Annotated in this window: 22 protein-coding genes and 1 pseudogene; 9 read left to right on the top strand and 14 right to left on the bottom strand. The window is 60.5% G+C overall.

The features are described 5' to 3' along the window. Positions 1–115: 115 nt before the first annotated feature. The 7 genes from B0W55_RS21135 to B0W55_RS21105 all read right to left on the bottom strand — a co-directional run bounded on the left by B0W55_RS21135 (position 116) and on the right by B0W55_RS21105 (position 7,979). Positions 116–541 (bottom strand): GNAT family N-acetyltransferase, encoded by a 426-nt coding sequence (locus B0W55_RS21135; RefSeq protein ID WP_077047855.1) that lies wholly within the window; start codon positions 539–541, stop codon positions 116–118. Continuing rightward, positions 534–1,703, bottom strand: a complete 1,170-nt coding sequence (locus tag B0W55_RS21130) for a cupin domain-containing protein (protein WP_077047854.1) — start codon at positions 1,701–1,703, stop codon at positions 534–536. The genes B0W55_RS21135 and B0W55_RS21130 overlap by 8 nt, the downstream gene beginning before the upstream one ends. A gap of 87 nt (positions 1,704–1,790) precedes the next feature. After that, positions 1,791–3,161: an adenylosuccinate lyase gene (gene purB / locus B0W55_RS21125; RefSeq protein ID WP_077047853.1), complete on the bottom strand. Its 1,371-nt coding sequence runs from the start codon at positions 3,159–3,161 to the stop codon at positions 1,791–1,793. A gap of 127 nt (positions 3,162–3,288) precedes the next feature. Beyond that, positions 3,289–3,912, bottom strand: a complete 624-nt coding sequence (gene hflD / locus B0W55_RS21120) for a high frequency lysogenization protein HflD (RefSeq protein ID WP_077047852.1) — start codon at positions 3,910–3,912, stop codon at positions 3,289–3,291. Further along, a complete protein-coding gene (gene mnmA / locus B0W55_RS21115) occupies positions 3,909–5,042 on the bottom strand; it encodes a tRNA 2-thiouridine(34) synthase MnmA (RefSeq protein WP_077047851.1) in 1,134 nt (377 codons plus the stop codon). Before mnmA ends, hflD begins: the two co-directional genes overlap by 4 nt. Before the next feature lie 59 nt (positions 5,043–5,101). Continuing rightward, positions 5,102–5,548, bottom strand: coding sequence for an NUDIX hydrolase (locus B0W55_RS21110; RefSeq protein WP_077047850.1), 447 nt, complete (start codon positions 5,546–5,548; stop codon positions 5,102–5,104). A gap of 205 nt (positions 5,549–5,753) precedes the next feature. Beyond that, positions 5,754–7,979: an NADP-dependent isocitrate dehydrogenase gene (locus tag B0W55_RS21105; protein WP_077047849.1), complete on the bottom strand. Its 2,226-nt coding sequence runs from the start codon at positions 7,977–7,979 to the stop codon at positions 5,754–5,756. Positions 7,980–8,485: 506 nt separating this feature from the next. Between B0W55_RS21105 and icd the strand changes: the two genes are divergently transcribed. After that, positions 8,486–9,742, top strand: coding sequence for an NADP-dependent isocitrate dehydrogenase (gene icd / locus B0W55_RS21100; protein ID WP_077047848.1), 1,257 nt, complete (start codon positions 8,486–8,488; stop codon positions 9,740–9,742). A gap of 80 nt (positions 9,743–9,822) precedes the next feature. Here icd and cspD read toward each other — a convergent pair whose 3' ends face one another. Continuing rightward, a complete protein-coding gene (gene cspD, locus B0W55_RS21095) occupies positions 9,823–10,092 on the bottom strand; it encodes a cold shock domain-containing protein CspD (protein WP_077047856.1) in 270 nt (89 codons plus the stop codon). Positions 10,093–10,317: 225 nt separating this feature from the next. Between cspD and clpS the strand changes: the two genes are divergently transcribed. Next, the gene (gene clpS, locus B0W55_RS21090; protein ID WP_015094394.1) at positions 10,318–10,680 is read left to right on the top strand and encodes an ATP-dependent Clp protease adapter ClpS; all 363 of its coding nucleotides are present in this window, start codon (positions 10,318–10,320) and stop codon (positions 10,678–10,680) included. 30 nt (positions 10,681–10,710) lie between these two features. Next, complete coding sequence (gene clpA / locus B0W55_RS21085) at positions 10,711–12,981, top strand: ATP-dependent Clp protease ATP-binding subunit ClpA (RefSeq protein WP_077047847.1); 2,271 nt, start codon at positions 10,711–10,713, stop codon at positions 12,979–12,981. A gap of 368 nt (positions 12,982–13,349) precedes the next feature. On the opposite strand, the gene infA is transcribed toward clpA, so the two are convergent. The 4 genes from infA to trxB form a co-directional block, all read right to left on the bottom strand. Next, on the bottom strand, positions 13,350–13,568 hold the full coding sequence (gene infA / locus B0W55_RS21080; RefSeq protein WP_002553999.1) for a translation initiation factor IF-1: 219 nt from the start codon (positions 13,566–13,568) through the stop codon (positions 13,350–13,352). A 111-nt stretch (positions 13,569–13,679) separates the two neighbouring features. Then, on the bottom strand, positions 13,680–14,387 hold the full coding sequence (locus B0W55_RS21075) for an arginyltransferase (protein WP_077047846.1): 708 nt from the start codon (positions 14,385–14,387) through the stop codon (positions 13,680–13,682). Between the two features lie 56 nt (positions 14,388–14,443). Then, a complete protein-coding gene (gene aat / locus B0W55_RS21070; protein WP_077047845.1) occupies positions 14,444–15,124 on the bottom strand; it encodes a leucyl/phenylalanyl-tRNA--protein transferase in 681 nt (226 codons plus the stop codon). A gap of 63 nt (positions 15,125–15,187) precedes the next feature. Beyond that, positions 15,188–16,147 (bottom strand): thioredoxin-disulfide reductase, encoded by a 960-nt coding sequence (gene trxB / locus B0W55_RS21065; RefSeq protein WP_077047844.1) that lies wholly within the window; start codon positions 16,145–16,147, stop codon positions 15,188–15,190. 318 nt (positions 16,148–16,465) lie between these two features. Here trxB and B0W55_RS21060 point away from each other — a divergent pair, with 318 nt between their 5' ends. From B0W55_RS21060 to cysG, 6 genes are all read left to right on the top strand, one after another. Next, the gene (locus B0W55_RS21060) at positions 16,466–18,874 is read left to right on the top strand and encodes a DNA translocase FtsK (RefSeq protein WP_077047843.1); all 2,409 of its coding nucleotides are present in this window, start codon (positions 16,466–16,468) and stop codon (positions 18,872–18,874) included. 66 nt (positions 18,875–18,940) lie between these two features. After that, entirely contained in the window at positions 18,941–19,564 is a 624-nt protein-coding gene (lolA, locus tag B0W55_RS21055) for an outer membrane lipoprotein chaperone LolA (RefSeq protein WP_077047842.1), read from the top strand. Between the two features lie 149 nt (positions 19,565–19,713). Then, entirely contained in the window at positions 19,714–21,036 is a 1,323-nt protein-coding gene (locus tag B0W55_RS21050; protein ID WP_077047841.1) for a replication-associated recombination protein A, read from the top strand. Further along, positions 21,036–21,410: a fluoride efflux transporter CrcB gene (gene crcB, locus B0W55_RS21045; protein WP_077047840.1), complete on the top strand. Its 375-nt coding sequence runs from the start codon at positions 21,036–21,038 to the stop codon at positions 21,408–21,410. Before B0W55_RS21050 ends, crcB begins: the two co-directional genes overlap by 1 nt. 15 nt (positions 21,411–21,425) lie before the next feature. Further along, positions 21,426–22,706 (top strand): serine--tRNA ligase, encoded by a 1,281-nt coding sequence (gene serS / locus B0W55_RS21040; protein ID WP_077047839.1) that lies wholly within the window; start codon positions 21,426–21,428, stop codon positions 22,704–22,706. Then, positions 22,707–24,101, top strand: a complete 1,395-nt coding sequence (gene cysG / locus B0W55_RS21035) for a siroheme synthase CysG (RefSeq protein ID WP_077047838.1) — start codon at positions 22,707–22,709, stop codon at positions 24,099–24,101. Between the two features lie 123 nt (positions 24,102–24,224). Here the strand turns inward: cysG and B0W55_RS21030 are convergent, their stop codons facing one another. Both B0W55_RS21030 and B0W55_RS21025 read right to left on the bottom strand, forming a co-directional pair. Then, positions 24,225–25,226 (bottom strand): glutathione S-transferase family protein, encoded by a 1,002-nt coding sequence (locus tag B0W55_RS21030; RefSeq protein WP_077047837.1) that lies wholly within the window; start codon positions 25,224–25,226, stop codon positions 24,225–24,227. A gap of 90 nt (positions 25,227–25,316) precedes the next feature. Then, positions 25,317–25,535, bottom strand: a pseudogene (locus B0W55_RS21025) (hypothetical protein); the annotation flags it as partial.

The raw sequence follows: 25,535 nt of genomic DNA, 5'->3' as shown, positions 1-25,535 counted from the left end.
GCCTCAAGCCTCAAGACTCAAGACTCAAGACTCAAGACTCAAGACTCAAGCCCCAAGCCTCAAGACTCAAGACTCAAGACTCAAGACTCAAGACTCAAGAATCAAGACTCAAGAATCAAGCCGAATGGCGCACCATGTCCACATGCGGAATCCCTGCCTCCAGGAACTCCTCACTGACCAGGCTGAAACCCAGGCGCTCGTAGAACGCCGTGGCCTGAACCTGGGCGCTGAGCATCTGCTGCTTGAGCCCGCGCTTTTCGGCTTCACCGATCACCGCTTGCATCAGCGCATCGCCGACTTTCAGGCCGCGCCAGTCCTTGAGCACCGACACCCGGCCGACGTGACCGTCGGGCAGCAGACGTGCGGTGCCGATTGGAAAGTCGCCTTCGAGGGCGAGGAAATGCACGGCCGTTGCGTCGTCGGCATCCCATTCCAGTTCAGGCGGGACCGACTGCTCGGCGACGAATACCGTTTCACGAATGCGCCGGATCTCGGCGTTATCCTTTTGCCAGTCTGCGACACGTACGTGAATCTTATTCATCGGCAAACCCCAGGCTTCCTTGCTTGACCAGTTCGCACAGCAGGCCGCGGCCGTCTTCATCGCTCAGCCATGGGCCGAGGTTGTCGGCGTGCAGGGCGTCGGCGGCGCAGATCAGCTTCAGCAGCTCGCGCAATTTGCCCGGCAGATAACGGCTCTGGCCGCTGGCGAACAGCAGCAGGTCGTCATCGACTTCCGACCAGGCCAGGCGCGCGCTCGGGTTGCGAATCATCACCGCACCTTCTTCCAGCGCGCTGAGGACGTCGTCTTCGACCAGATCTTCCGGACCGACCACCAGTTCCGGGTAGCGCGGCTCGGTCATGAACTGGCCGAACCAGGTCAGCAGCAGACGCTCGTCGCTCATGTGCTCGGCCAGCAGGCTCTTCAGGCGATCAAGGGCGTCGTGCTGGATCTGGTGTGGATCGACCGCAGGCTGGGCGTCGGCGTCGGTGTAGCGCTCTTCGTCAGAGAGGAACTGGCTGAGGAAGTCGGTGAAGTGGGTCAGCACTTCCGAAGCGCTTGGCGCGCGGAAACCGACGGAGTAGGTCAGGCAGTCATCCACGGCCACACCACAGTGGGCCAGGCGCGGCGGCAGGTAAAGCATGTCGCCCGGTTCCAGGACCCACTCATCGGTGGCTTCGAATTCGGCGAGGATGCGCAGGTCGGCATGCTGCAGCAGCGGGCTTTCGGCGTCGCACATCTGGCCGATTTTCCAGTTGCGCTTGCCGTGGCCTTGCAGCAGGAACACGTCGTAGTTGTCGAAGTGCGGACCGACGCTGCCACCCGGGGCGGCGAAGCTGATCATCACGTCATCGATGCGCCAGCTCGGCAGGAAGCGGAAGTTTTCCAGCAATTCGCTGACTTCCGGCACGAACTGGTCGACCGCTTGAACCAGCAGGGTCCAGTCGCGCTCCGGCAGCTTGCTGAACTCGTCTTCGGCGAACGGGCCGCGACGCAATTCCCATGGACGCTCGCCGTTCTCGATCACCAGGCGCGATTCGACTTCTTCTTCAAGGGCCAGGCCGGCCAGTTCGTCGGCGTCGATCGGGCTTTCGAAGTCAGGGATGGCCTGACGGATCAGCAGTGGTTTTTTCTGCCAGTAGTCGCGCAGGAACTCCCGTGCCGTGATGCCGCCCAGAAGTTGAAGAGGAATGTCAGGATTCATGTGTAACCTATTGAAAAAATGCGCTTTTCATACGGGAATAAAAACGCCCGGCGCGGCCGGGCGTCTTTTAAAGGGTTCAGCGGTGGATCAGATGCGTTTGGCTTGCGCCACGGCGTTGCCGATGTAGTTCGCCGGGGTGAGCAATTTCAGCTCGGCCTTGGCGGCTGCAGGCATGTCCAGGCCGTCGATGAAAGTCTGCAGCGCTTCAGGGCTGATGCCCTTGCCGCGGGTCAATTCTTTCAACTTCTCGTACGGGTTCTCGATGTTGTAGCGACGCATCACGGTCTGGATCGGCTCGGCCAGGACTTCCCAGCAGGCGTCCAGGTCTTCGGCGATCTTCTGGGCGTTCAGCTCGAGCTTGCTGATGCCTTTGAGGCTGGCTTCGTAAGCGATCACGCTGTGGGCGAAGCCCACACCGAGGTTGCGCAGTACGGTGGAGTCGGTCAGGTCGCGCTGCCAGCGGGAGATCGGCAGCTTGCTCGCCAGGTGCTGGAACAGTGCGTTGGCGATGCCCAGGTTGCCTTCGGAGTTTTCGAAGTCGATCGGGTTGACCTTGTGCGGCATGGTCGAGGAGCCGATTTCGCCAGCGATGGTGCGCTGCTTGAAGTAACCCAGGGAGATGTAGCCCCAGATATCGCGGTCGAAGTCGATCAGGATGGTGTTGAAGCGGGCGATCGCGTCGAACAGCTCGGCAATGTAGTCGTGGGGTTCGATCTGCGTGGTGTACGGGTTGAAGCCCAGGCCCAGCTCGTCTTCGATGAAGGCGCGGGCGTTGGCTTCCCAATCGATCTGAGGGTAGGCCGACAGGTGAGCGTTGTAGTTGCCGACAGCGCCGTTGATCTTGCCCAGCAGCGGAACGGCGGCGACCTGAGCGATCTGACGCTCCAGGCGGTAAACCACGTTGGCCAGCTCTTTGCCCAGGGTGGTCGGCGAAGCCGGCTGACCATGGGTGCGCGACAGCATTGGCACGTCGGCGAAGCGGATGGCCAGTTCACGAATGGCTTCGGCGGTCTGGCGCATCAGCGGCAGCATCACGTCATCACGGCCTTCGCGCAGCATCAGGGCGTGGGACAGGTTGTTGATGTCCTCGCTGGTGCAGGCAAAGTGGATGAATTCGCTGACGGCGGCCAGTTCCGGCAGCTTGGCCGCTTGCTCTTTGAGCAGGTATTCGATGGCTTTGACGTCGTGGTTGGTGGTGCGCTCGATCTCTTTGACGCGCTCGGCGTGCTCCAGAGAGAAGTTTTCCGCCAGGGTGTTCAAGACCGCGTTGGCTTCGGCGGAGAACGCCGGCACTTCGCTGATGGCAGGGTGAGCGGCCAGGCGCTGGAGCCAGCGCACTTCAACCAGGACGCGGGCACGGATCAGGCCGTACTCGCTGAAAATTGGGCGCAGGGCCTGGGTTTTGCCGGCGTAGCGGCCGTCAACAGGGGAAACCGCAGTGAGCGAAGAGAGCTGCATGGGGTGTTCTCGGACAGTCGGGCAACGAAATGGGGCGCGTATCATACATGAAAAAATCCGCGGGTCCGTTGCCAACTGACCAGCGTATTACGCGTTACAGGCTACAAAACGGTGTTGTCGGGGCGCTTCAGCTGTTGCGCATCAACGGGTAAAGCTCTTTGAGCAATTTGCGACGGCTGATCACCAACTGCCAACGGTGACCGCCCAATTGCCGCCACAGGCGTGCCGAGCGAATGCCGGCCAGCAGCAGGGCGCGGATCTTCGAGGCGTTGCTCGGTTGCTGCAGATGCCGCATGTCGCCATGGACCTGGATGCGTTGGCGCAGGGTGCTGAGGGTGTCCTGGTACAGCGCACCGCAGGCGGCGACCACGTTTTCGTGGGCCGGGCCGAAATGCTCGACCTGGGACTGAATCTGCGGCAGGCGCTTGCCGATGGTCTCCAGCATGTCCTCGCGCTTGGCCAGTTGCCGCTCGAGGCCGAGCATGGCCAGGGCGTAGCGCAGTGGTTCACGCTGCAAGGCGCTGGGGTCGCGTTCCAGGGCGCCGATCAGGGCGCGATAACCCTCACGCAGGTTGATGTCGTCGCCGCCATAGACTTCCAGGGTGTCCTTGGGGTCGCGGATCAGCAGGCTGCCGAGCATGCAGGTCAGGCCGGCTTCGTTGGTCTGGCCGGTCTTGGCGATCTTGTCCACCAATACGGCAGCGAGAAACACGCCGCCCAGCGCCGTCAGTTGTTCCTGAGTGGGGGTCATTGAGCCTGGCCTTTGCTGGTCCAGGGTTCTGCAATCTCGATCACGCCGCCGCCCAGGCAGATTTCACCGTCGTAGAACACCACGGACTGGCCCGGAGTGACTGCGCGTTGCGGTTCATAGAAGGTCGCGCGGTAGCCGGTGGCGGTCTTTTCCAGGGTGCAGGACTGGTCGCCCTGGCGATAGCGCACCTTGGCGGTCAGCTTGCGCGGCGCGCTCAGGTCGATCGGGTTGACCCAATAGATGTCCGAGGCGAGCAGGGCGCGGGAGAACAGGTAGGGGTGATCATTGCCCTGGCCAACGATCAGTTCGTTGTGCTCCAGGTCCTTGATCAGCACGTACCACGGTTCGTCGCTGGCGTCTTTCAGGCCGCCGATGCCCAGGCCCTGGCGCTGGCCGATGGTGTGGTACATCAGGCCGTGATGGCGGCCGATGACTTCGCCTTCGGTGGTCTTGATCTCGCCCGGTTGCGCAGGCAGGTATTGCTTGAGGAAATCACTGAAGCGGCGTTCGCCGATAAAGCAGATCCCGGTGGAATCCTTTTTCTTCGCGGTCGCCAGCTCATATTTTTCGGCAATCGCGCGGACCTGGGGCTTTTCCAGTTCGCCGACCGGAAACAGGGTCTTGGCGATCTGTTCGCCGCCGACAGCGTGCAGGAAGTAGCTCTGGTCCTTGTTCGGGTCCAGGCCCTTGAGCAGTTCGGTGCGGCCATCGATGTCGCGGCGACGTACGTAGTGGCCGGTGGCGATCAGGTCGGCGCCGAGCATCATGGCGTAGTCGAGGAACGCCTTGAACTTGATCTCGCGGTTGCACAGGATGTCCGGGTTTGGCGTGCGGCCGGCCTTGTATTCGGCCAGGAAGTGCTCGAACACGTTATCCCAGTACTCGGCGGCGAAGTTGGCAGTGTGCAGCTTGATGCCAATCTTGTCGCACACGGCCTGGGCGTCCGCCAGGTCGTCCATGGCGGTGCAGTATTCCGTTCCATCGTCTTCTTCCCAGTTCTTCATGAACAGGCCTTCCACCTCATAACCCTGCTCGATCAGCAGGAGAGCGGAAACGGAAGAGTCCACGCCGCCGGACATGCCGACAATGACGCGCTTCTTTTGTGTGTCAGAAGGGGCTGGATCACGCATAGGGATTCAATGAGTGTCTTGAAAAAGGACGCGATTCTAACAGGCTCGCGCGCGCAAGGCTAAAGAGAAGGACGGATCAGCTCCAGGCCGAAGCGAATGCCTGCCAGATAGTCGTCGATGCAGCGCATGATCAGTTCGCTGCGCCAGTGGTCGCGTTGCTCCATTAATTGTTCGCGGGTCAACCACTTGGCGCCGACGATGCCGTCGTCCAGTTGATAATCGGGGTGGTGCTTCAGGGGTTTGGCGATGAAGCAGACCCGTTGATAGGTCACGCCGTTGCTCGGGGCGGTGTACAGATAAATGCCCAGCACGCCGGTCGGCTCGACGTCCCAACCGGTTTCCTCGAGGGTCTCGCGCACGGCGGCTTCGATCAGGGTCTCGTCCGGGTCCAGGTGGCCGGCGGGCTGATTGAGTACCGTTCGTCCGTGTTTGGTTTCCTCGACCATCAGGAAACGGCCGTTGTCTTCGACGATGGTGGCGACGGTGATGTGGGGTTGCCAGTCCATGAAAGTCCCTCAAATTCGAACATTGAAACACGGTCAATGTGGGAGCGGGCTTGCTCGCGAACGGGGTCGGTCAGTCAATAAACGTGTTGAATGATAAACCGATTTCGCGAGCAAGCCCGCTCCCACAGGGGGATCGTGCCCGACAGTAAGTCCCGGAAACAGAAACCCCGGCACTGGGCCGGGGCTTCTTTAGAGCATTACAACCTTAAACCAGTGCAGCGATCGCCGCGTTGAGCGTGGCGCTCGGGCGCATGGCTTTGCTGATCAGCTCGGCATTGGCGTGGTAGTAACCACCGATGTCCACTGGCTTGCCTTGAACGGCGTTGAGCTCGGCAACGATGGTTGCTTCGTTCTCGGTCAGGGTCTTGGCCAGGGTCGCGAACTGCGCTTGCAGTGCAGCGTCTTCAGTCTGGGCGGCCAGGGCCTGGGCCCAGTACAGCGCCAGGTAGAAGTGACTGCCGCGGTTGTCGATGTTGCCGACTTTGCGCGATGGCGACTTGTTGTTGTCCAGGAACTGGCCGGTGGCCTGGTCCAGGGTCTTGGCCAAAACCAGCGCCTTCGGGTTGTCGTAGGTCACGCCCAGGTGTTCCAGGGACGCGGCCAGGGCCAGGAACTCACCCAGGGAATCCCAACGCAGGAAGTTCTCTTCCAGCAGTTGTTGCACGTGCTTCGGAGCCGAACCGCCAGCGCCGGTTTCGAACAGGCCACCACCGTTCATCAGCGGCACGATCGACAGCATCTTGGCGCTGGTGCCCAGTTCCATGATCGGGAACAGGTCGGTCAGATAGTCGCGCAATACGTTGCCGGTCACCGAGATGGTGTCCTTGCCTTCGCGGGTGCGCTGCAGGGTGTACTTCATGGCATCGACCGGCGCCATGATCTGGATGTCCAGACCGGCAGTGTCGTGATCCTTCAGGTAAGCCTGAACTTTCTCGATCACCACGCCGTCGTGGGCGCGCATCGGGTCCAGCCAGAAGATAGCCGGGGTGCTGCTGGCGCGGGCACGGTTGACGGCCAGTTTGACCCAGTCCTGGATCGGCGCGTCCTTGGTCTGGCACATGCGGAAGATGTCACCGGCTTCAACAGCCTGTTCCATCAGCACGGTGCCTTTGCTGTCGGTCACGCGAACCACGCCGTCGGCCTTGATTTGGAAGGTCTTGTCGTGGGAACCGTACTCTTCGGCTTTCTTCGCCATCAGGCCAACGTTTGGCACGCTGCCCATGGTGGTCGGATCGAAGGCGCCGTTGACCTTGCAGTCTTCGATGACAGCCTGGTAGATGGTGGCGTAGCAACGGTCCGGGATCACGGCCTTGGTGTCGTGCAGCTGGCCATCGGTGCCCCACATCTTGCCGGAGTCACGGATCATGGCTGGCATCGAGGCGTCGACGATGACGTCGCTCGGCACGTGCAGGTTGGTGATGCCCTTGTCGGAGTTGACCATGGCCAACGACGGACGAACGGCGTAAACGGCCTGGATGTCCGCTTCGATCTGCGCTTGCTGCTCGGCCGGCAGAGCCTTGATGCGAGCGTACAGGTCGCCGATACCGTTGTTCAGGTTGAAGCCGATCTGCGCCAGCACGTCAGCGTGCTTGGCCAGTGCGTCCTTATAGAACTCGGCAACGATCTGGCCGAACATGATCGGGTCGGAGACCTTCATCATGGTGGCTTTCAAGTGAACCGACAGCAGCACGCCCTGTTGCTTGGCGCTTTCGATTTCGGCGGCGATGAAGGCGCGCAGCGCGTTTTTGCTCATGACGGCGCAATCGAGGATCTCGCCAGCCTGGACGCTGGTTTTTTCTTTCAGGACGGTGGCGGTGCCGTCCTTGGCGATCAGTTCGATCTTCACGGCGTCAGCGGCGTCGATCAGGGCGGCTTTTTCGCTGCCGTAGAAATCACCGGTGCTCATGTGCGCGACGTGGGACTTGGAGTCCGCAGCCCAGGCGCCCATTTTGTGCGGGTGCTTGCGTGCATAGTTCTTGACCGACAGCGGGGCGCGGCGATCGGAGTTGCCTTCGCGCAGGACCGGGTTCACGGCGCTGCCCTTGACCTTGTCGTAACGGGCCTTGGCTTCTTTGTCGGCGTCGCTGGTCACGGTTTCCGGGTAGTCCGGCAGGTTGTAACCCTGGGCTTGCAGTTCCTTGATCGCGGCTTGCAGTTGCGGAACCGAGGCGCTGATGTTCGGCAGCTTGATGATGTTGGCTTCAGGCGTAACGGCCAGGTCGCCCAGTTCGGCGAGGTGGTCGGCTACGGCTTTGTCACCCAGTTGCTCGGGGAAGCTGGCCAGGATGCGCCCTGCAAGAGAGATATCGCGGGTTTCCACGGCGATATCAGCCGAGGCGGTGAAGGCCTCTACGATAGGCAACAGTGAATAGGTGGCGAGGGCGGGAGCTTCGTCGGTGAAGGTATAGATGATCTTCGAGCGGGTGGGCATATTCGGATTAACTCTCTCTTCTTTGCTAAAGCGTGCGCAGAAACTCGAGGGGCGCCGGGTAAGCGCGTTCGTTCAAAGTCATCCATGAGCCGAATGTCGAGGTTTCTATGCGGTGATGTTGGGTGCATCAGTCGAGCGTCAAGCAGGTGGGCTGCGGTAACAACCCGGCTTTTGGCGGAAAGTCTCGGCTACGTTTTTCAGCAGCAGGAGAGGTCGGCCGTCGTGACCCGATGGTCAGCGGGCGGCATTATACATAGGTAGCTGGCAATCTGCCGATGGTTCATGTGAATCGATTCTCGTCCATTGGTCTAAAGGTCGCAGGGGCGGATCGCGCGCAGGGTCATTCGTCGTGCTTGATTCTGGCGCTTTTCCCTTGCTTTTCAGGCTTGTAGATCGCTCATCTCACAGCTTTGCGGCAGAACGACGGAACATAGGGTTTGCGCGTTGATTTAACTGGGTTACGCTCGAACCAAGCCAGATGTTCAATCCAATCAATGGAGTTCAGCATGGGTTACAAGAAGATTCAGGTTCCAGCCGTCGGTGCCAAAATCACCGTCAATGCAGACCATTCTCTCAATGTTCCTGACAATCCGATCATTCCGTTCATTGAAGGCGACGGCATTGGCGTGGACGTCAGTCCCGTCATGATCAAAGTGGTTGATGCTGCAGTGGAAAAGGCCTACGGGGGCAAGCGCAAGATTTCCTGGATGGAAGTCTACGCCGGCGAGAAAGCCACCCAGGTCTACGACCAGGACACCTGGCTGCCTCAGGAAACCCTGGATGCCGTGAAAGATTACGTCGTCTCCATCAAGGGCCCGCTGACCACGCCGGTGGGCGGTGGCATCCGTTCGCTCAACGTCGCCCTGCGCCAACAACTCGACCTGTATGTGTGCCTGCGTCCGGTGGTGTGGTTCGAAGGCGTGCCGAGCCCGGTGAAAAAGCCTGGCGACGTCGACATGGTGATTTTCCGCGAGAACTCCGAAGACATCTATGCCGGTATCGAGTGGAAGGCCGGCTCGCCGGAAGCCAACAAGGTCATCAAGTTCCTGAAAGAAGAAATGGGCGTGACCAAGATCCGTTTCGATCAGGACTGCGGCATCGGCATCAAGCCGGTGTCGAAGGAAGGCACCCAGCGTCTGGTGCGCAAGGCCCTGCAATATGTCGTGGATAACGACCGCAAGTCGCTGACCATCGTGCACAAGGGCAACATCATGAAATTCACCGAAGGCGCCTTCAAGGACTGGGGCTATGAGGTGGCGAAGAACGAGTTCGGCGCCGAGCTGCTCGATGGCGGCCCGTGGATGAAATTCAAGAACCCGAAAACCGGCCGCGAAGTCATCGTCAAGGACGCCATCGCCGACGCCATGCTCCAGCAGATCCTGCTGCGTCCGGCCGAGTACGATGTGATTGCCACCCTGAACCTGAACGGTGACTACCTGTCCGACGCCCTGGCGGCGGAAGTGGGCGGCATCGGCATCGCGCCGGGCGCCAACCTGTCCGACACCGTGGCCATGTTCGAGGCCACCCACGGTACTGCGCCCAAGTATGCGGGCAAGGACCAGGTCAACCCCGGCTCGGTGATCCTGTCGGCCGAAATGATGCTGCGTCACCTGGGCTGGACCGAGGCGGCGGACCTGATCATCAAGGGTACCAATGGCGCGATCAAGGCCAAGACCGTGACCTATGACTTCGAACGTCTGATGGAAGGCGCCACCCTGGTGTCGTCTTCGGGCTTCGGCGAAGCATTGATCAAACACATGTAAGAAAAACCCAGGCAGCGAAAAAACCGCCCGGCTCGGATTGAGCGGGGCGGTTTTTTTATGACTGGATCAAGGCGGTTCGATTAGCTCAGAGCAGTGTCATGGGTGCTGGTGGGCGCCACCACGGCGGCCGCATCAGCGTTTTTGACCGCCGCGTCATTAATCTCTACCGCATGCAGGCCCTTGGGTCCCTGAATAATATTGAAGGTGACAGCCTGGCCAGCCTTCAGGGTCTTGTAGCCTTCCATCTTGATGGCCGAGTAATGGGCAAACAGATCTTCTGTCTTGCCGTCCTCATTGATGAAGCCGTATCCCTTGGCATTGTTGAACCATTTCACCTTGCCGAACGCCATGCTCATATCCCTCTGCAACAGACCCCATCACTGGAGTATCATCCAGTCCATCCGCAGTCGCTTTCTCGAAAAGAAGTTGACTCCGCGGATCTTTTTTACCCACTGTGGGCTCTATTGGTTGTAACACCGTTTTGCCGATAGTCAAGTTGACCCGGCAGTCGGAGTTGAAATCGTACAAAGCCGGCCCCACTACTGTATTCGCACAACTGACGAACCTTTCTTTCCATGCATGCAATCAGCCAGATTCGACTAACATTCAATCAGGATCGCCCTGATTTACACGACGACGATTCCGCAGGCATTGCTGTTCAGGAGGCCAAGCCTGCTTTACAGGCGCCGCCGATGTACAAGGTGGTTTTGTTCAACGATGACTACACACCGATGGATTTCGTCGTCGAAGTGCTCGAGGTGTTTTTTAACCTGAATCGCGAGCTGGCGACCAAGGTCATGCTGGCCGTCCACACAGAAGGACGGGCAGTATGTGGAGTGTTTACCCGCGACATCGCCGAGACCAAGGCCATGCAGGTCAACCAGTACGCCAGGGAAAGCCAGCATCCGCTACTCTGTGAAATCGAGAAGGACGGTTAATCGCCGGACACTTGGGTATGAGGTGAAGCTATGTTAAACCGCGAGCTCGAAGTCACCCTCAATCTTGCCTTCAAAGAGGCACGCTCGAAACGTCATGAGTTCATGACCGTCGAGCACCTCCTGCTGGCCCTATTGGACAATGAGGCTGCCGCCACCGTTTTACGGGCGTGCGGCGCAAACCTCGACAAACTCAAGCATGACCTGCAGGAGTTCATCGACTCCACCACGCCATTGATCCCCGTACACGACGAGGACCGCGAGACCCAGCCAACCCTGGGCTTCCAGCGTGTGCTGCAGCGTGCTGTGTTTCACGTACAGAGCTCGGGCAAGCGCGAAGTGACCGGCGCCAACGTGCTGGTCGCGATCTTCAGTGAGCAAGAGAGTCAGGCAGTGTTCCTGCTGAAACAGCAGAGCGTTGCCCGTATCGATGTCGTCAACTACATCGCCCATGGCATTTCCAAGGTGCCAGGGCACGGCGATCACTCCGAGGGCGAGCAAGATATGCAGGACGACGAGGGCGGTGAGTCTTCTTCTTCAGGCAATCCGCTGGATGCTTATGCCAGCAATCTCAACGAACTCGCGCGCCAGGGTCGCATCGACCCGTTGGTGGGGCGTGAGTTGGAGGTCGAGCGCGTTGCGCAGATCCTGGCGCGTCGTCGCAAGAACAATCCGCTGTTGGTGGGCGAGGCGGGCGTGGGTAAAACCGCGATTGCCGAAGGCCTGGCCAAGCGCATTGTCGACAACCAGGTGCCGGACCTGCTGATCAACAGCGTCGTCTATTCCCTCGACCTGGGTGCGCTGCTGGCAGGCACCAAGTACCGCGGTGATTTCGAGAAGCGCTTCAAGGCGTTGCTCAACGAGCTGAAAAAACGTCCGCAGGCGATCCTGTTCATCGACGAGATCCACACCATCATTGGTGCCGGTGCGGCGTCCGGTGGCGTCATGGATGCCTCGAACCTGCTCAAGCCGCTGCTGTCGTCCGGCGATATTCGCTGCATCGGTTCGACCACCTTCCAGGAATTCCGCGGGATCTTCGAGAAGGACCGTGCCCTGGCCCGGCGCTTCCAGAAGGTCGACGTGTCGGAGCCTTCGGTGGAAGACACCATTGGCATTCTGCGCGGCCTGAAAGGGCGTTTCGAAAGCCATCACAACATCGAATACAGCGATGAGGCCTTGCGTGCCGCTGCCGAACTGGCGTCGCGCTACATCAATGACCGGCACATGCCGGACAAGGCCATCGATGTCATCGACGAGGCGGGTGCCTACCAGCGCCTGCAACCGGTCGAGAAGCGCGTCAAACGCATCGAAGTGCCTCAGGTCGAGGACATCGTCGCGAAAATCGCGCGGATTCCGCCAAAACACGTCACCAGCTCCGACAAGGAACTGCTGCGTAACCTCGAGCGTGACCTGAAGCTGACCGTGTTCGGTCAGGATGCGGCGATCGATTCGCTGGCCACCGCGATCAAGCTGTCCCGTGCGGGCCTCAAGTCGCCGGACAAACCGGTCGGTTCGTTCCTGTTCGCAGGGCCTACCGGCGTCGGCAAGACCGAGGCCGCACGGCAACTGGCCAAGGCGCTGGGCGTCGAGCTGGTTCGTTTCGACATGTCCGAGTACATGGAGCGCCACACCGTATCGCGTCTGATCGGTGCACCTCCAGGCTATGTCGGGTTCGACCAGGGCGGTCTGTTGACCGAAGCCATCACCAAACAGCCACATTGCGTGCTGCTGCTCGACGAAATCGAGAAGGCGCATCCGGAAGTCTTCAACTTGCTGCTGCAGGTCATGGACCACGGTACGCTGACCGACAACAACGGGCGCAAGGCGGACTTCCGTAACGTGATCGTCATCATGACGACCAACGCCGGTGCAGAAACCGCGGCGCGTGCTTCGATCGGCTTCACGTTGCAGGATCACTCGTCCGATGCAATGGAAGTCATCAAGAAAAGCTTCACGCCGGAATTCCGCAACCGTCTGGACACCATCATCCAGTTTGGTCGCCTCAGCCATGAGGTTATCAAGAGCGTGGTGGACAAGTTCCTTATCGAACTTCAGGCGCAGCTGGAAGACAAGCGTGTACTGCTGGAAGTCACCGACGCGGCCCGCAGCTGGCTGGCGGCCGGTGGTTACGACGCAATGATGGGGGCTCGACCCATGGCCCGTTTGATCCAGGACAAGATCAAGCGCCCACTGGCGGAGGAGATTCTCTTTGGCGAACTGGCCGAACATGGCGGTGTGGTACACATCGACATCAAGGACGGCGAACTGACCTTCGAGTTCGAGACCACGGCCGAGATGGCCTGACGTTTAGAAGCAAAACAACCAGGCGCCGAAAGGCGCCTTTTTGTTGCCTGTCAGAAATTGGGCTGTCGCCGTAGATTCCCTGTGGGAGCGGGCTGGCTCGCGAAGACGTCAGCACATACAACATTGATGCAAATTGATCCACCGCTTTCGCGAGCAAGCCCGCTCCCACAGGGTTTGGTGTGATGGCAGCTAAATCGTGCACAAACAAAAACGCCCGGCATGGGCCGGGCGTCTTGTATTGACTTGATTAGCGAGCGGGCCCTATCACAGTAGGAGCGAGCTTGCTCGCGATGGTCGTCAACGATGATGCGGGGAGTCTGACTTGACGCGGTACTCTCAGGTTTTTCGCGAGCAAGCTCACTCCGACCTTAGCGAGCGCGGTAAGTGATGCGCCCTTTGCTCAAGTCATAGGGCGTCAGCTCGACGCGCACTTTGTCACCGGTAAGAATACGAATGTAGTTCTTGCGCATCTTGCCGGAAATATGCGCGGTTACGACGTGCCCATTTTCCAACTCCACGCGAAACATGGTGTTGGGCAGGGTGTCGACGACAGTGCCTTCCATTTCGAAGCTGTCTTCTTTCGACATGCAGTAAAGCCCTCGGTGTCCAGTGAATGGCCCGGTGCAACTGCGCCAGGCAAAAGCGGCGTGCATTGTGCCCGAAAAGTGGGGTTCAAGCCAAGGGGTTTAGGGCGTGCTCTAGTTCAGAACGACCCAGCGCTGGTTAACCAGCAGCTCAATGGGGCGATATTGGGTCTTGTAACTCATTTTTTTGCAGTTTTTGATCCAGTAGCCCAGGTACACCGCTTCAAGCCCCAGCCGCCGGGCCTCGGCAATTTGCCAGAGAATGGCGAAACGGCCCAGGCTGCGTCGCTCTTCAGAGGGTTCATAGAAGGTATAGACCGCCGACAGACCGTTCGGCAGAAGGTCGGTGACGGCAATCGCCACCAGCCGGCCTTCGAGGCGGAATTCGTAGAAGCGTGAGAAGGGCAGGTCGCGGACCAGGAAGGTGGAAAACTGATCGCGACTCGGTGGGTACATGTCGCCATCGGCGTGGCGCTGTTCGATATAACGCTGATAAAGGTCGAAGTACTCTTCGCTGAAGCCGGGTTTGGCCGGACGGACCTGCAAGTCGGCGTTGCGTTTGAAAATCCGCTTCTGCTGGCGGTTGGGCGTGAACTGCGCCACGGGAATGCGCGCCGGCACGCAGGCATTGCAGTTCTGGCAATGAGGGCGGTACAGGTGGTCGCCGCTGCGACGAAAACCCATTTCCGACAGGTCTGCGTAGACATGCACATCCATGGGCTGGCTGGGATCGAGGAACAGGGTCGTGGCCTGCTCCTCGGGCAGATAACTGCAAGAGTGGGGCTGAGTGGCATAGAACTTCAAGCGCGCCAACTCGGTCATGATCAACCCTCGGTAAAAGCTTTTGATTAATTGTAAGCCACGCTGAGAAAAGTCGCTCAGCAAACCCAGGTTGCACGGCTGGGTTGATCGATATATTGCGACAAGTAACCGGCAAACGCGCTGCGGGGGATCGCCCGCGCACCCAGGCTGTGCAGGTGATCGGTGGGCATCTGGCAGTCGATCAGCACAAAGCCCGCGTCCTTGAGGTGGCGCACCAGCGTGGCGAAACCGAATTTGGAAGCGTTGTCGGCGCGGCTGAACATCGACTCACCGAAAAACAGCCGGCCCATCGCCAAACCATACAAACCACCGACCAGCGTGCCATGGTCCCAGACTTCCACCGAATGCGCGTAACCACGCTTGTGCAGTTCCAGGTAGGCGTCCTGCATGGCTTCGGTGATCCAGGTGCCGTCGGCATAGTCCCGTGGCGCGGCGCAGGCACGGATGACCGCGGCGAAATCCTGATCGAACGTCACTTGATAGCGCTGTTGGCGCAGCAACTTGTTCAGGCTGCGGGAAATGTGCAGTTCGTCGGGAAACAATACCGTGCGCGGGTCCGGCGACCACCAGAGAATCGGCTGGCCTTCGGAAAACCACGGAAAGCAGCCGTGCCGGTAGGCCTTGATCAACCGGTCGGCGGACAGGTCGCCGCCGGCTGCCAGCAAACCGTTGGGGTCGCGCATGGCTTTTTCCAGCGCAGGGAAAGTCAGGGAGTTGCGTTGTAACCAAGTCAGCATGGCATCCGGGCTTGCAGAAGGGGAGGGCGGTGGCGGACGCATGGCCCGCCACCCAGTGTGCCGTTAAACAACGGGAATGTCGTCGAGGTATTTTTCCGCGTCAAGAGCCGCCATGCAGCCGGCGCCGGCGGAAGTCACTGCCTGGCGATAGACGTGATCGGCCACGTCGCCCGCGGCAAACACGCCTGCAATGGCAGTGGCCGTGGCGTTGCCTTCGCTGCCACTCTTGATCACCAGATAGCCATCGCGCATGTCCAGTTGGCCGGTGAACAGATCGGTGTTGGGCTTGTGGCCGATGGCGATGAATACACCGGTCAGCGCCAGTTCGCTGATCTGGCCGCTATGGCTGTCGCGCAGGCGGGCGCCGGTCACGCCGCTGGCATCGCCCAGCACCTCGTCCAGGTTCTGGTTCCAGTGCAAGCGGATATTGCCGTTGGCGGCCTTGTCGAAGAGTTTGTCCTGCAGGATTTTCTCCGAGCGCAGCTTGTCGCGACGGTGAATCAGATGCACTTCCTTGGCGATGTTCGACAGATACAGGGCTTCTTCAACCGCGGTATTGCCGCCACCGATCACGGCGACCACTTGGTTGCGGTAGAAAAATCCATCGCACGTGGCGCAGGCGGAGACCCCTTTGCCGGCGAACGTTTCTTCCGATGGCAGCCCCAGATACTGCGCCGAGGCGCCGGTGGCAATGATCAACGCGTCGCAGGTATAAGTGCCGCTGTCGCCGGTCAATTGGAAGGGGCGCTGTTGCAACTTGGCGGTGTGGATGTGGTCGTAAACGATCTGTGTATCAAAGCGCTCGGCGTGTTTTTGCATGCGCTCCATCAGGGCAGGTCCGGTGAGGCCTTCGACGTCACCCGGCCAGTTGTCGACTTCGACGGTGGTGGTGAGCTGGCCACCTGCCTGTATGCCAGTGATGACAACGGGTTTGAGGTTGGCGCGGGCGGCATACACGGCAGCGCTGTAACCGGCAGGGCCGGAACCCAGAATGATCAGGCGGTGATGCTGCGCTTCGCTCATAAAAACACCTCATAAGCCTTTGTCACAAAAGAGAATGCATGCTCAAATTGAGTCGCATGCAACGGACTTTTGACTATGCTGTACCCAGTGTTTCAAACATGGCATCGGACGAACAAACCCGTACAATGCCTGGCTGTCACAGTGGCTGTAACAAATCAGCAGTGCGCCTCGTGTTTATAAAAGTCGGGGCGCAGTGTTAAAAGTAGTCCCAGTTACGCCCGCTGACTTTTTTACCTGCCTGGATCGGGCAGTTTTTTTGCCAGTTTTTTAAAGACATTCACCAGATGGACGCGCCCATGGCGCAGGAATAGAAGCGTTTTGAAGAAATCCACCGAAGCACCCAAGACAGTCGTTCCGCTCTGGCGCCAGCATTTGCACTACCGCCTCAAGGAAGGTGCATTGATCGCCATCGGTGCGTTGTGCCTGTTCCTGATGATGGCCTTGCTGACCTACGGCAAGGACGATCCGGGCTGGAGCCATAACAGCAAGATCGACGACGTGCAGAATTTCGGCGGGCCGGCGGGGTCCTACAGCGCCGACATCCTGTTCATGGTGCTGGGTTACTTCGCTTATATCTTCCCGTTGTTGCTGGCGATCAAGGCTTACCAGATCTTCCGCCAACGCCACGAACCTTGGCAGTGGAGCGGCTGGCTATTCTCCTGGCGCCTGATCGGCCTGGTGTTTCTGGTGCTGTCCGGCGCTGCGCTGGCGCATATCCATTTCCATGCGGCCACCGGTCTGCCGGCCGGTGCCGGCGGCGCGCTGGGGGAAAGCCTTGGTGATCTGGCCAGGAACGCGCTGAACATCCAGGGCAGCACACTGCTGTTCATCGCCCTGTTCCTGTTCGGCCTGACCGTGTTCACCGACCTGTCGTGGTTCAAGGTGATGGACGTCACCGGCAAGATCACTCTCGATCTGTTCGAACTGTTCCAGGGTGCCGCCAATCGCTGGTGGGCAGCCCGCACCGAGCGCAAGCAACTGGTCGCGCAATTGCGGGAAGTCGACGATCGCGTGCATGACGTGGTCGCGCCAACCGTCACCGACAAGCGCGAGCAGGCCAAGGTCAAGGAGCGCTTGATCGAGCGCGAGCAGGCCTTGAGCAAGCACATGTCCGAGCGCGAAAAACAGGTGCCGCCGGTGATTGCCCCGGCGCCGGTCAAGCCGCCAGCCCCGAGCAAGCGCGTCGAGAAAGAGAAACAGGCACCGTTGTTCGTCGACAGCGCCGTGGAAGGCACCTTGCCGCCGATCTCGATCCTCGACCCCGCAGAAAAGAAACAACTCAATTACTCGCCGGAATCCCTGGCCGCGGTCGGCCATTTGCTGGAAATCAAGCTCAAGGAATTCGGCGTCGAAGTCACCGTGGATTCGATCCACCCGGGGCCGGTGATCACCCGTTACGAAATCCAGCCGGCGGCCGGGGTCAAGGTCAGCCGCATCGCCAACCTCGCCAAGGACCTTGCCCGGTCCCTGGCAGTGACCAGCGTGCGGGTGGTGGAAGTGATTCCGGGCAAGACCACCGTCGGTATCGAGATCCCCAACGAAGACCGGCAGATCGTGCGCTTCTCCGAAGTGCTGTCGACCCCCGAGTACGACAACTTCAAGTCGCCGGTCACCCTGGCCCTGGGCCACGACATCGGCGGCAAGCCGGTCATCACGGACCTGGCGAAAATGCCCCACCTGCTGGTGGCCGGTACCACCGGTTCCGGTAAGTCGGTGGGCGTGAACGCGATGATCCTGTCGATCCTGTTCAAGTCCGGCCCGGAAGACGCCAAGCTGATCATGATCGACCCGAAAATGCTCGAGCTGTCGATCTACGAAGGCATTCCGCACCTGCTGTGCCCGGTGGTCACCGACATGAAGGACGCCGCCAACGCCCTGCGCTGGAGCGTTGCCGAGATGGAACGTCGCTACAAGCTGATGGCGAAGATGGGCGTTCGGAACCTGTCGGGCTTCAACGCCAAGGTCAAGGAAGCCCAGGACGCCGGCGAGCCGCTGAGCGATCCGCTGTACAAGCGCGAAAGCATCCACGACGAAGCGCCGCTGCTGCAGAAGCTGCCGACCATCGTCGTGGTGGTGGACGAATTCGCCGACATGATGATGATCGTCGGCAAGAAGGTTGAAGAGCTGATCGCCCGTATCGCCCAGAAGGCGCGTGCCGCCGGTATCCACTTGATCCTGGCGACCCAGCGGCCGTCGGTGGACGTGATCACCGGTCTGATCAAGGCCAACATTCCGACCCGCATGGCGTTCCAGGTATCGAGCAAGATCGACTCGCGGACCATCATCGACCAGGGCGGCGCCGAACAACTGCTCGGCCATGGTGACATGCTGTACATGCCACCGGGCACCAGTCTGCCGATCCGGGTCCACGGCGCGTTCGTTTCCGACGATGAGGTTCACCGGGTAGTAGAAGCCTGGAAACTGCGCGGCGCGCCGGAGTACAACGACGACATCCTCAACGGTGTCGAAGAGGCGGGCAGCGGCTTTGAAGGCAGCAGCGGCGGTGGCGACGGTGATGATCCAGAGGCTGACGCGCTGTATGACGAAGCGGTGCAGTTCGTCCTGGAAAGCAGACGCGCGTCCATTTCCGCGGTTCAGCGCAAACTGAAGATCGGCTACAACCGCGCCGCACGCATGATCGAGGCCATGGAAATGGCCGGTGTCGTGACGTCCATGAACACCAACGGTTCGCGTGAAGTCCTGGCCCCGGGCCCGGTGCGCGACTGACCGGATTTTGAAAGGGCGGTGCCCCGTGGCGCCGCCCGCACTCCCACGAATGTTATGAGGACTCCCATGCGTCTTATCCGCATGCTGTTGCTGCCGGTACTGGCCCTGACCACGCTTTCGGCCCACGCCGATGACAAGGACGTGGCGCGCCTGACTCAATTGCTGGAAAAATCCCAGACCCTGAGCGCACGTTTCTCCCAATTGACCCTCGACGGCTCCGGCACCCAGTTGCAGGAAACCGCCGGCCAGATGTCGCTGCAACGTCCTGGCCTGTTCTACTGGCACACCGATGCGCCTCAGGAGCAGTTGGTGGTGTCCGATGGCGCCAAGGTCACCCTGTGGGACCCGGACCTGGAGCAGGCGACCATCAAGAAACTGGACGTGCGCCTGACCCAGACCCCGGCCCTGTTGTTGTCCGGTGATGTGTCCAAGATCAACCAGAGCTTCGACATCAGTGCCAAGGAAGCCGGTGGCGTGATCGACTTCACCCTCAAGCCGAAAACCAAGGACACCCTGTTCGACAGCCTGCGTCTGTCGTTCCGCAATGGCCTGGTCAATGATATGCAACTGATCGACAGCGTCGGCCAGCGCACCAACATCCTGTTCACCGGTGTAAAGGCCAACGAACCGATCCCGGCGTCCAAGTTCAAGTTCGACATCCCCAAGGGTGCGGACGTGATCCAGGAATAAGACGAGACCCCCTGTAGGAGCGAGCATGCTCGCGATGGACGTCAACGATAACGCTGGCAGCCTGACACCCAACGGTGGTCTTGAATCCATCGCGAGCATGCTCGCTCCTACAGTAGAGACGGTGTTCAATTGAGGTTTCAGAGGTAGTGATGGACCTGTTTCGCAGCGCCCCGATCTCTCAGCCCCTGGCCGCGCGTTTGCGTGCGGCCAACCTGGACGAGTACGTCGGTCAGGAGCACGTGCTCGCCCGCGGCAAGCCATTGCGCGAAGCCCTGGAGCAGGGTGCTCTGCATTCGATGATCTTCTGGGGCCCGCCCGGAGTGGGCAAGACCACCCTCGCGCGGTTGCTGGCGGAAGTCTCGGAGGCGCATTTCGAAACGGTTTCAGCGGTGCTGGCCGGTGTGAAGGAAATCCGTCAGGCGGTGGAAATCGCCAAGCAGCAGGCCGCGCAATATGGTCGGCGCACCATCCTGTTCGTCGACGAAGTGCACCGCTTCAACAAGTCCCAGCAGGATGCTTTCCTACCCTACGTCGAGGACGGTACGCTGATTTTTATCGGCGCGACCACCGAAAACCCCTCGTTCGAACTCAACAACGCCTTGCTCTCTCGCGCCCGGGTCTATGTGCTCAAAAGCCTCGACGAAACCGCGCTGCGCAAACTGGTGCACCGCGCCCTCACCGAAGAACGTGGCCTGGGCAAACGGCAGCTGACCCTCAGTGATGAAGGCTTTCAGATGCTGCTGTCGGCCGCCGATGGCGATGGCCGGCGCCTGCTCAATCTGCTGGAAAACGCCTCGGACCTGGCGGAAGACAACAGCGAAATCGGTGTCGAGCTGCTGCAAAGCCTGCTCGGCGACACCCGCCGGCGGTTCGACAAGGGCGGCGAAGCCTTCTACGACCAGATCTCGGCACTGCACAAATCGGTGCGCGGCTCCAACCCCGACGGCGCGTTGTACTGGTTTGCGCGGATGATCGACGGCGGTTGCGATCCGCTGTACCTGGCCCGTCGCGTGGTGCGCATGGCCAGTGAAGACATCGGCAATGCCGATCCCCGCGCCCTGAGCCTGTGCCTGGCAGCGTGGGAAGTGCAGGAGCGGCTGGGCAGTCCCGAAGGCGAACTGGCGGTGGCCCAGGCCATCACTTACCTGGCTTGCGCACCGAAGAGCAACGCGGTGTACATGGGTTTCAAGACCGCATTGCGTGCCGCCGCCGAACACGGCTCCCTGGAAGTGCCGCTGCACCTGCGCAACGCGCCGACCAAGTTGATGAAACAGTTGGGCTACGGTGACGAATACCGTTATGCCCACGATGAACCCGACGCCTACGCCGCCGGGGAAGACTATTTCCCGGAAGAGCTTGACCCTATTCCCTTCTATCAGCCGGTGCCCCGTGGCCTGGAGCTGAAAATCGGCGAAAAGCTCAATCACCTGGCGCAACTCGATCGTCTAAGCCCCCGACAGCGGAGAAAATAGTGCTTCCTTTGATCGTTGCGGTTTCCGTCGGCGGGATCGCCGGCACGCTTTTGCGCTTCGCCACCGGTAACTGGATCAACGCTAATTGGCCGCGGCACTTCTATACCGCGACGCTGGCCGTTAATATCGTGGGCTGTTTGCTGATCGGCGTTCTATACGGTCTGTTTTTGATTCGCCCGGAGGTGCCCATTGAGGTGCGTGCCGGGTTGATCGTCGGCTTCCTCGGAGGCCTGACGACTTTTTCATCCTTTTCACTGGATACGGTGCGCCTGCTGGAAAGCGGGCAAGTGCCGCTGGCCCTGGGCTATGCGGCCATCAGCGTATTCGGCGGGCTGCTCGCCACCTGGGCCGGCCTGTCCTTGACCAAACTTTGATAACGAGAGACCGACATGCTCGATTCCAAACTGTTACGTAGCAACCTTCAGGACGTAGCGGACCGCCTGGCATCCCGTGGTTACAAGCTGGATGTCGCGCGCATCGAAGCGCTGGAAGAACAGCGCAAGACCGTCCAGACCCGCACCGAAGCACTGCAGGCTGAACGTAATGCGCGCTCCAAATCCATCGGTCAGGCCAAGCAGCGCGGCGAAGACATCGCGCCGTTGATGGCCGACGTCGAGCGCATGGCGGGGGAGTTGAGCGCCGGTAAGACCGAATTGGACGCGATCCAGTCGGAGCTGGATTCGATCGTGCTGGGCATTCCCAACCTGCCCCACGAATCGGTGCCGGTCGGCGAAGACGAAGACGGCAACGTCGAAGTGCGCCGCTGGGGCACGCCGACCGCGTTCGACTTCCCGGTCCAGGACCACGTCGCCCTGGGCGAGAAGTTCGGCTGGCTGGATTTTGAAACCGCCGCCAAGCTGTCCGGCGCGCGTTTCGCCTTGCTGCGCGGTCCGATTGCCCGCCTGCACCGCGCCCTGGCGCAATTCATGATCAACCTGCACGTCACCGAGCACGGCTACGAAGAGGCCTACACGCCTTATCTGGTCCAGGCCCCGGCGCTGCAAGGCACCGGTCAGCTGCCGAAATTCGAAGAAGACCTGTTCAAGATCGCCCGCGAAGGCGAAGCCGATCTGTACCTGATCCCGACCGCTGAAGTGTCGCTGACCAACATCGTCGCCGATGAAATCGTCGATTCGAAACTGCTGCCGATCAAGTTCGTCGCCCACACGCCATGCTTCCGCAGCGAAGCCGGTGCGTCGGGTCGCGACACCCGCGGCATGATCCGCCAGCACCAGTTCGACAAGGTCGAGATGGTGCAGATCGTCGAGCCGTCGAAATCGATGGAGGCGCTGGAAGGCCTGACCGCCAACGCCGAGAAAGTCCTGCAACTGCTGGAGCTGCCGTACCGCACCTTGGCGCTGTGCACCGGTGACATGGGCTTCAGCGCCGTCAAGACCTACGACCTGGAAGTGTGGATTCCAAGCCAGGACAAATACCGTGAAATCTCGTCGTGCTCCAACTGCGGCGATTTCCAGGCCCGCCGCATGCAGGCGCGTTTCCGCAACCCGGAAACCGGCAAGCCGGAACTGGTGCACACCCTCAACGGTTCCGGCCTGGCGGTCGGTCGTACCCTGGTGGCCGTGCTGGAAAACTACCAGCAGGCCGACGGTTCGATCCGTGTGCCGGACGTGCTGAAGCCTTACATGGGTGGCCTCGAGGTCATCGGCTAAATGGACTATCTGCCGCTGTTCCATAACCTGCGCGGCAGTCGTGTGTTGGTCGTCGGTGGGGGGGAAATTGCGCTACGCAAATCCCGCCTGCTGGCCGACGCCGGTGCGCTGCTGCGGGTGGTTGCACCACAGATCGAACAGCAATTGCGCGAACTGGTCACTGCCAGCGGTGGCGAGTGCGTGCTGCGCGGCTATGTCGAGGCGGACCTGGACGGTTGCGGGCTGATCATCGCCGCCACCGATGACGAATCGCTCAACGCGCAAGTCTCCGCCGATGCCCACCGGCGTTGCGTGCCAGTCAACGTGGTGGATGCACCGGCCCTGTGCAGCGTGATCTTCCCGGCGATCGTCGACCGCTCGCCGCTGGTCATCGCGGTGTCCAGCGGTGGCGATGCGCCGGTGCTGGCGCGATTGATCCGAGCCAAGATCGAAACCTGGATTCCTTCCACCTACGGTCAGTTGGCTGGTTTGGCGGCGCGTTTTCGGACCCAGGTGAAAAACCTGTTCCCGGATGTGCAGCAACGCCGCGCATTCTGGGAAGACGTCTTCCAGGGCCCGATCGCCGATCGGCAACTGGCCGGGCAGGGCGCTGAAGCCGAGCGTTTGCTGCAGGCGAAAGTCGATGGCGAAGCACCGGTGGCCACCGGTGAGGTGTACCTGGTGGGCGCCGGCCCCGGTGATCCGGACCTGCTGACCTTCCGCGCCTTGCGCCTGATGCAGCAAGCGGACGTGGTGCTGTACGACCGTCTGGTGGCGCCGGCGATTCTCGAACTGTGTCGTCGCGATGCCGAACGGGTGTACGTCGGCAAGCGCCGCGCCGATCACGCCGTGCCCCAGGATCAGATCAACCAGCAATTGGTGGACCTGGCCAAGGCCGGCAAACGCGTGGTGCGGCTCAAGGGCGGCGATCCGTTCATCTTCGGCCGTGGCGGGGAAGAGATCGAGGAACTGGCGGCCCATGGCATCCCGTTCCAGGTGGTGCCGGGCATCACGGCAGCCAGCGGTTGCGCCGCTTATGCCGGGATTCCGCTGACCCACCGCGATTACGCGCAGTCGGTGCGGTTCGTCACCGGGCATCTCAAGGACGGTTCCACTGATCTGCCCTGGGCCGACCTGGTCGCGCCGGCGCAGACCCTGGTGTTCTACATGGGCCTGGTGGGCTTGCCGATCATCTGTGAGCAACTGATCCGGCACGGTCGCGCCGCCGATACCCCGGCAGCACTGATCCAGCAGGGCACCACGGTCAATCAGCGGGTATTTACCGGCACTTTGGCCGACCTGCCGACTCTGGTGGCGGAGCATGAAGTGCATGCACCGACCCTGGTGATCGTCGGGGAAGTGGTGCAACTGCGCGAGAAACTGGCGTGGTTTGAAGGGGCTCAGGGGCAGGTCTAGGACCGCGCCGCCCCTATTCGCGAGCAAGCCCGCTCCCACATTCGACCGCGTTTTCACAGGAGAACACGGTTAAATGTGGGAGCGGGCTTGCTCGCGAAAGGGCCCTCGAAAACGGCAAAAATCTCAACCTTTTCGCCAAACCCCTTTCCCACCCAACCGCGCCCGATCATGGGCCACGGTGAAATCCTGCGCCGGGCCCTTCGGCACGACACCCGTCGGGTTGATGGTCTTGTGGCTACCGTAGTAGTGATTTTTGATGTGCTGGAAATCCACCGTCTCGGCAACCCCCGGGATCTGGTACATCTCCCGCAGCCAGTTCGACAGGTTCGGATAATCGGCAATGCGCCGCAGATTGCACTTGAAGTGGCCGTGATACACCGCATCAAACCGGATCAGGGTCGTGAACAGCCGCACATCCGCTTCGGTCAGGTACTCGCCTACCAGGTAACGATTGGTGCTGAACAAAGCCTCCAGTCGATCCAGTTCGGCAAACACATCATCGAAGGCTTCTTCATACGCCTGCTGCGAGGTGGCAAACCCGGCGCGGTACACACCGTTGTTCACTGCCGGATAAATGCGCTCGTTCAACGCATCGATCTCGCCGCGCAGCGCTTGCGGGTAAAGATCCAGATCATTGCCGGTCAGATCATCGAAGGCGCTGTTGAACATGCGGATGATTTCCGACGATTCATTGCTGACGATGCGGTTCTGCTGTTTGTCCCAGAGCACCGGCACGGTCACGCGGCCGGTGTAGTCGGCGGTATCGGCGGTATAGCGCTGGTGCATGAAGTCGAAGTGGTCGAGTTTGTCACCGGTCGAGCCCAGCGACTGGTCGAAGGTCCAGCCGTTTTCCAGCATCAGCCAACTGACCACCGACACGTCGATCAGGCTTTCCAGACCCTTGAGCTTGCGCACGATCAGCGTGCGATGGGCCCACGGACAGGCGAGGGAGACGTAGAGATGATAGCGGCCGGCCTCTGCCGTAAAGCCACCGACACCGCTCGGGCCGGGTTGGCCGTCGGCCGTGACCCAGTTGCGGCGCTGCGCCTGTTCACGCTGGAACGCGCCGTCCTTGCTGCTTTCGTACCATTTGTCCTGCCAACGACCTTCAACTAACAAACCCATGTCCGAGACTCCTCAACCGATAAGTGTTGGAGAGGAGTCTATGCCGCTGAGTTCGATATAAAAGCGCAAAAGTCGGGAAGCTATGTTCGATTAAATCGATCGATCCCGGGCGTCCCAATAATGCTGGGCGGTTTCGAAGGCTTGCTCGCGGGTTTGCCCCAGGCCACGCAAGGCCAGGGCCATGGTGGCGATCAGGGCCATGTGCGGATAGCTGTCGACCACCTCACCGCGCCATACGGCCTTGAGGTGCTCGGGGTCGAGGCTGGCGGGTTTGACGTGGCGCTGGCTCGACAGTTGCGGCCATTCTTC

The organism is Pseudomonas sp. KK4, assembly GCF_001984065.1.
In the GTDB taxonomy this organism is placed as follows: Bacteria; Pseudomonadota; Gammaproteobacteria; order Pseudomonadales; family Pseudomonadaceae; genus Aquipseudomonas.
Note: the sequence above shows the minus strand (reverse complement) of the source record. Positions and strands in the feature narration are given on the sequence as shown.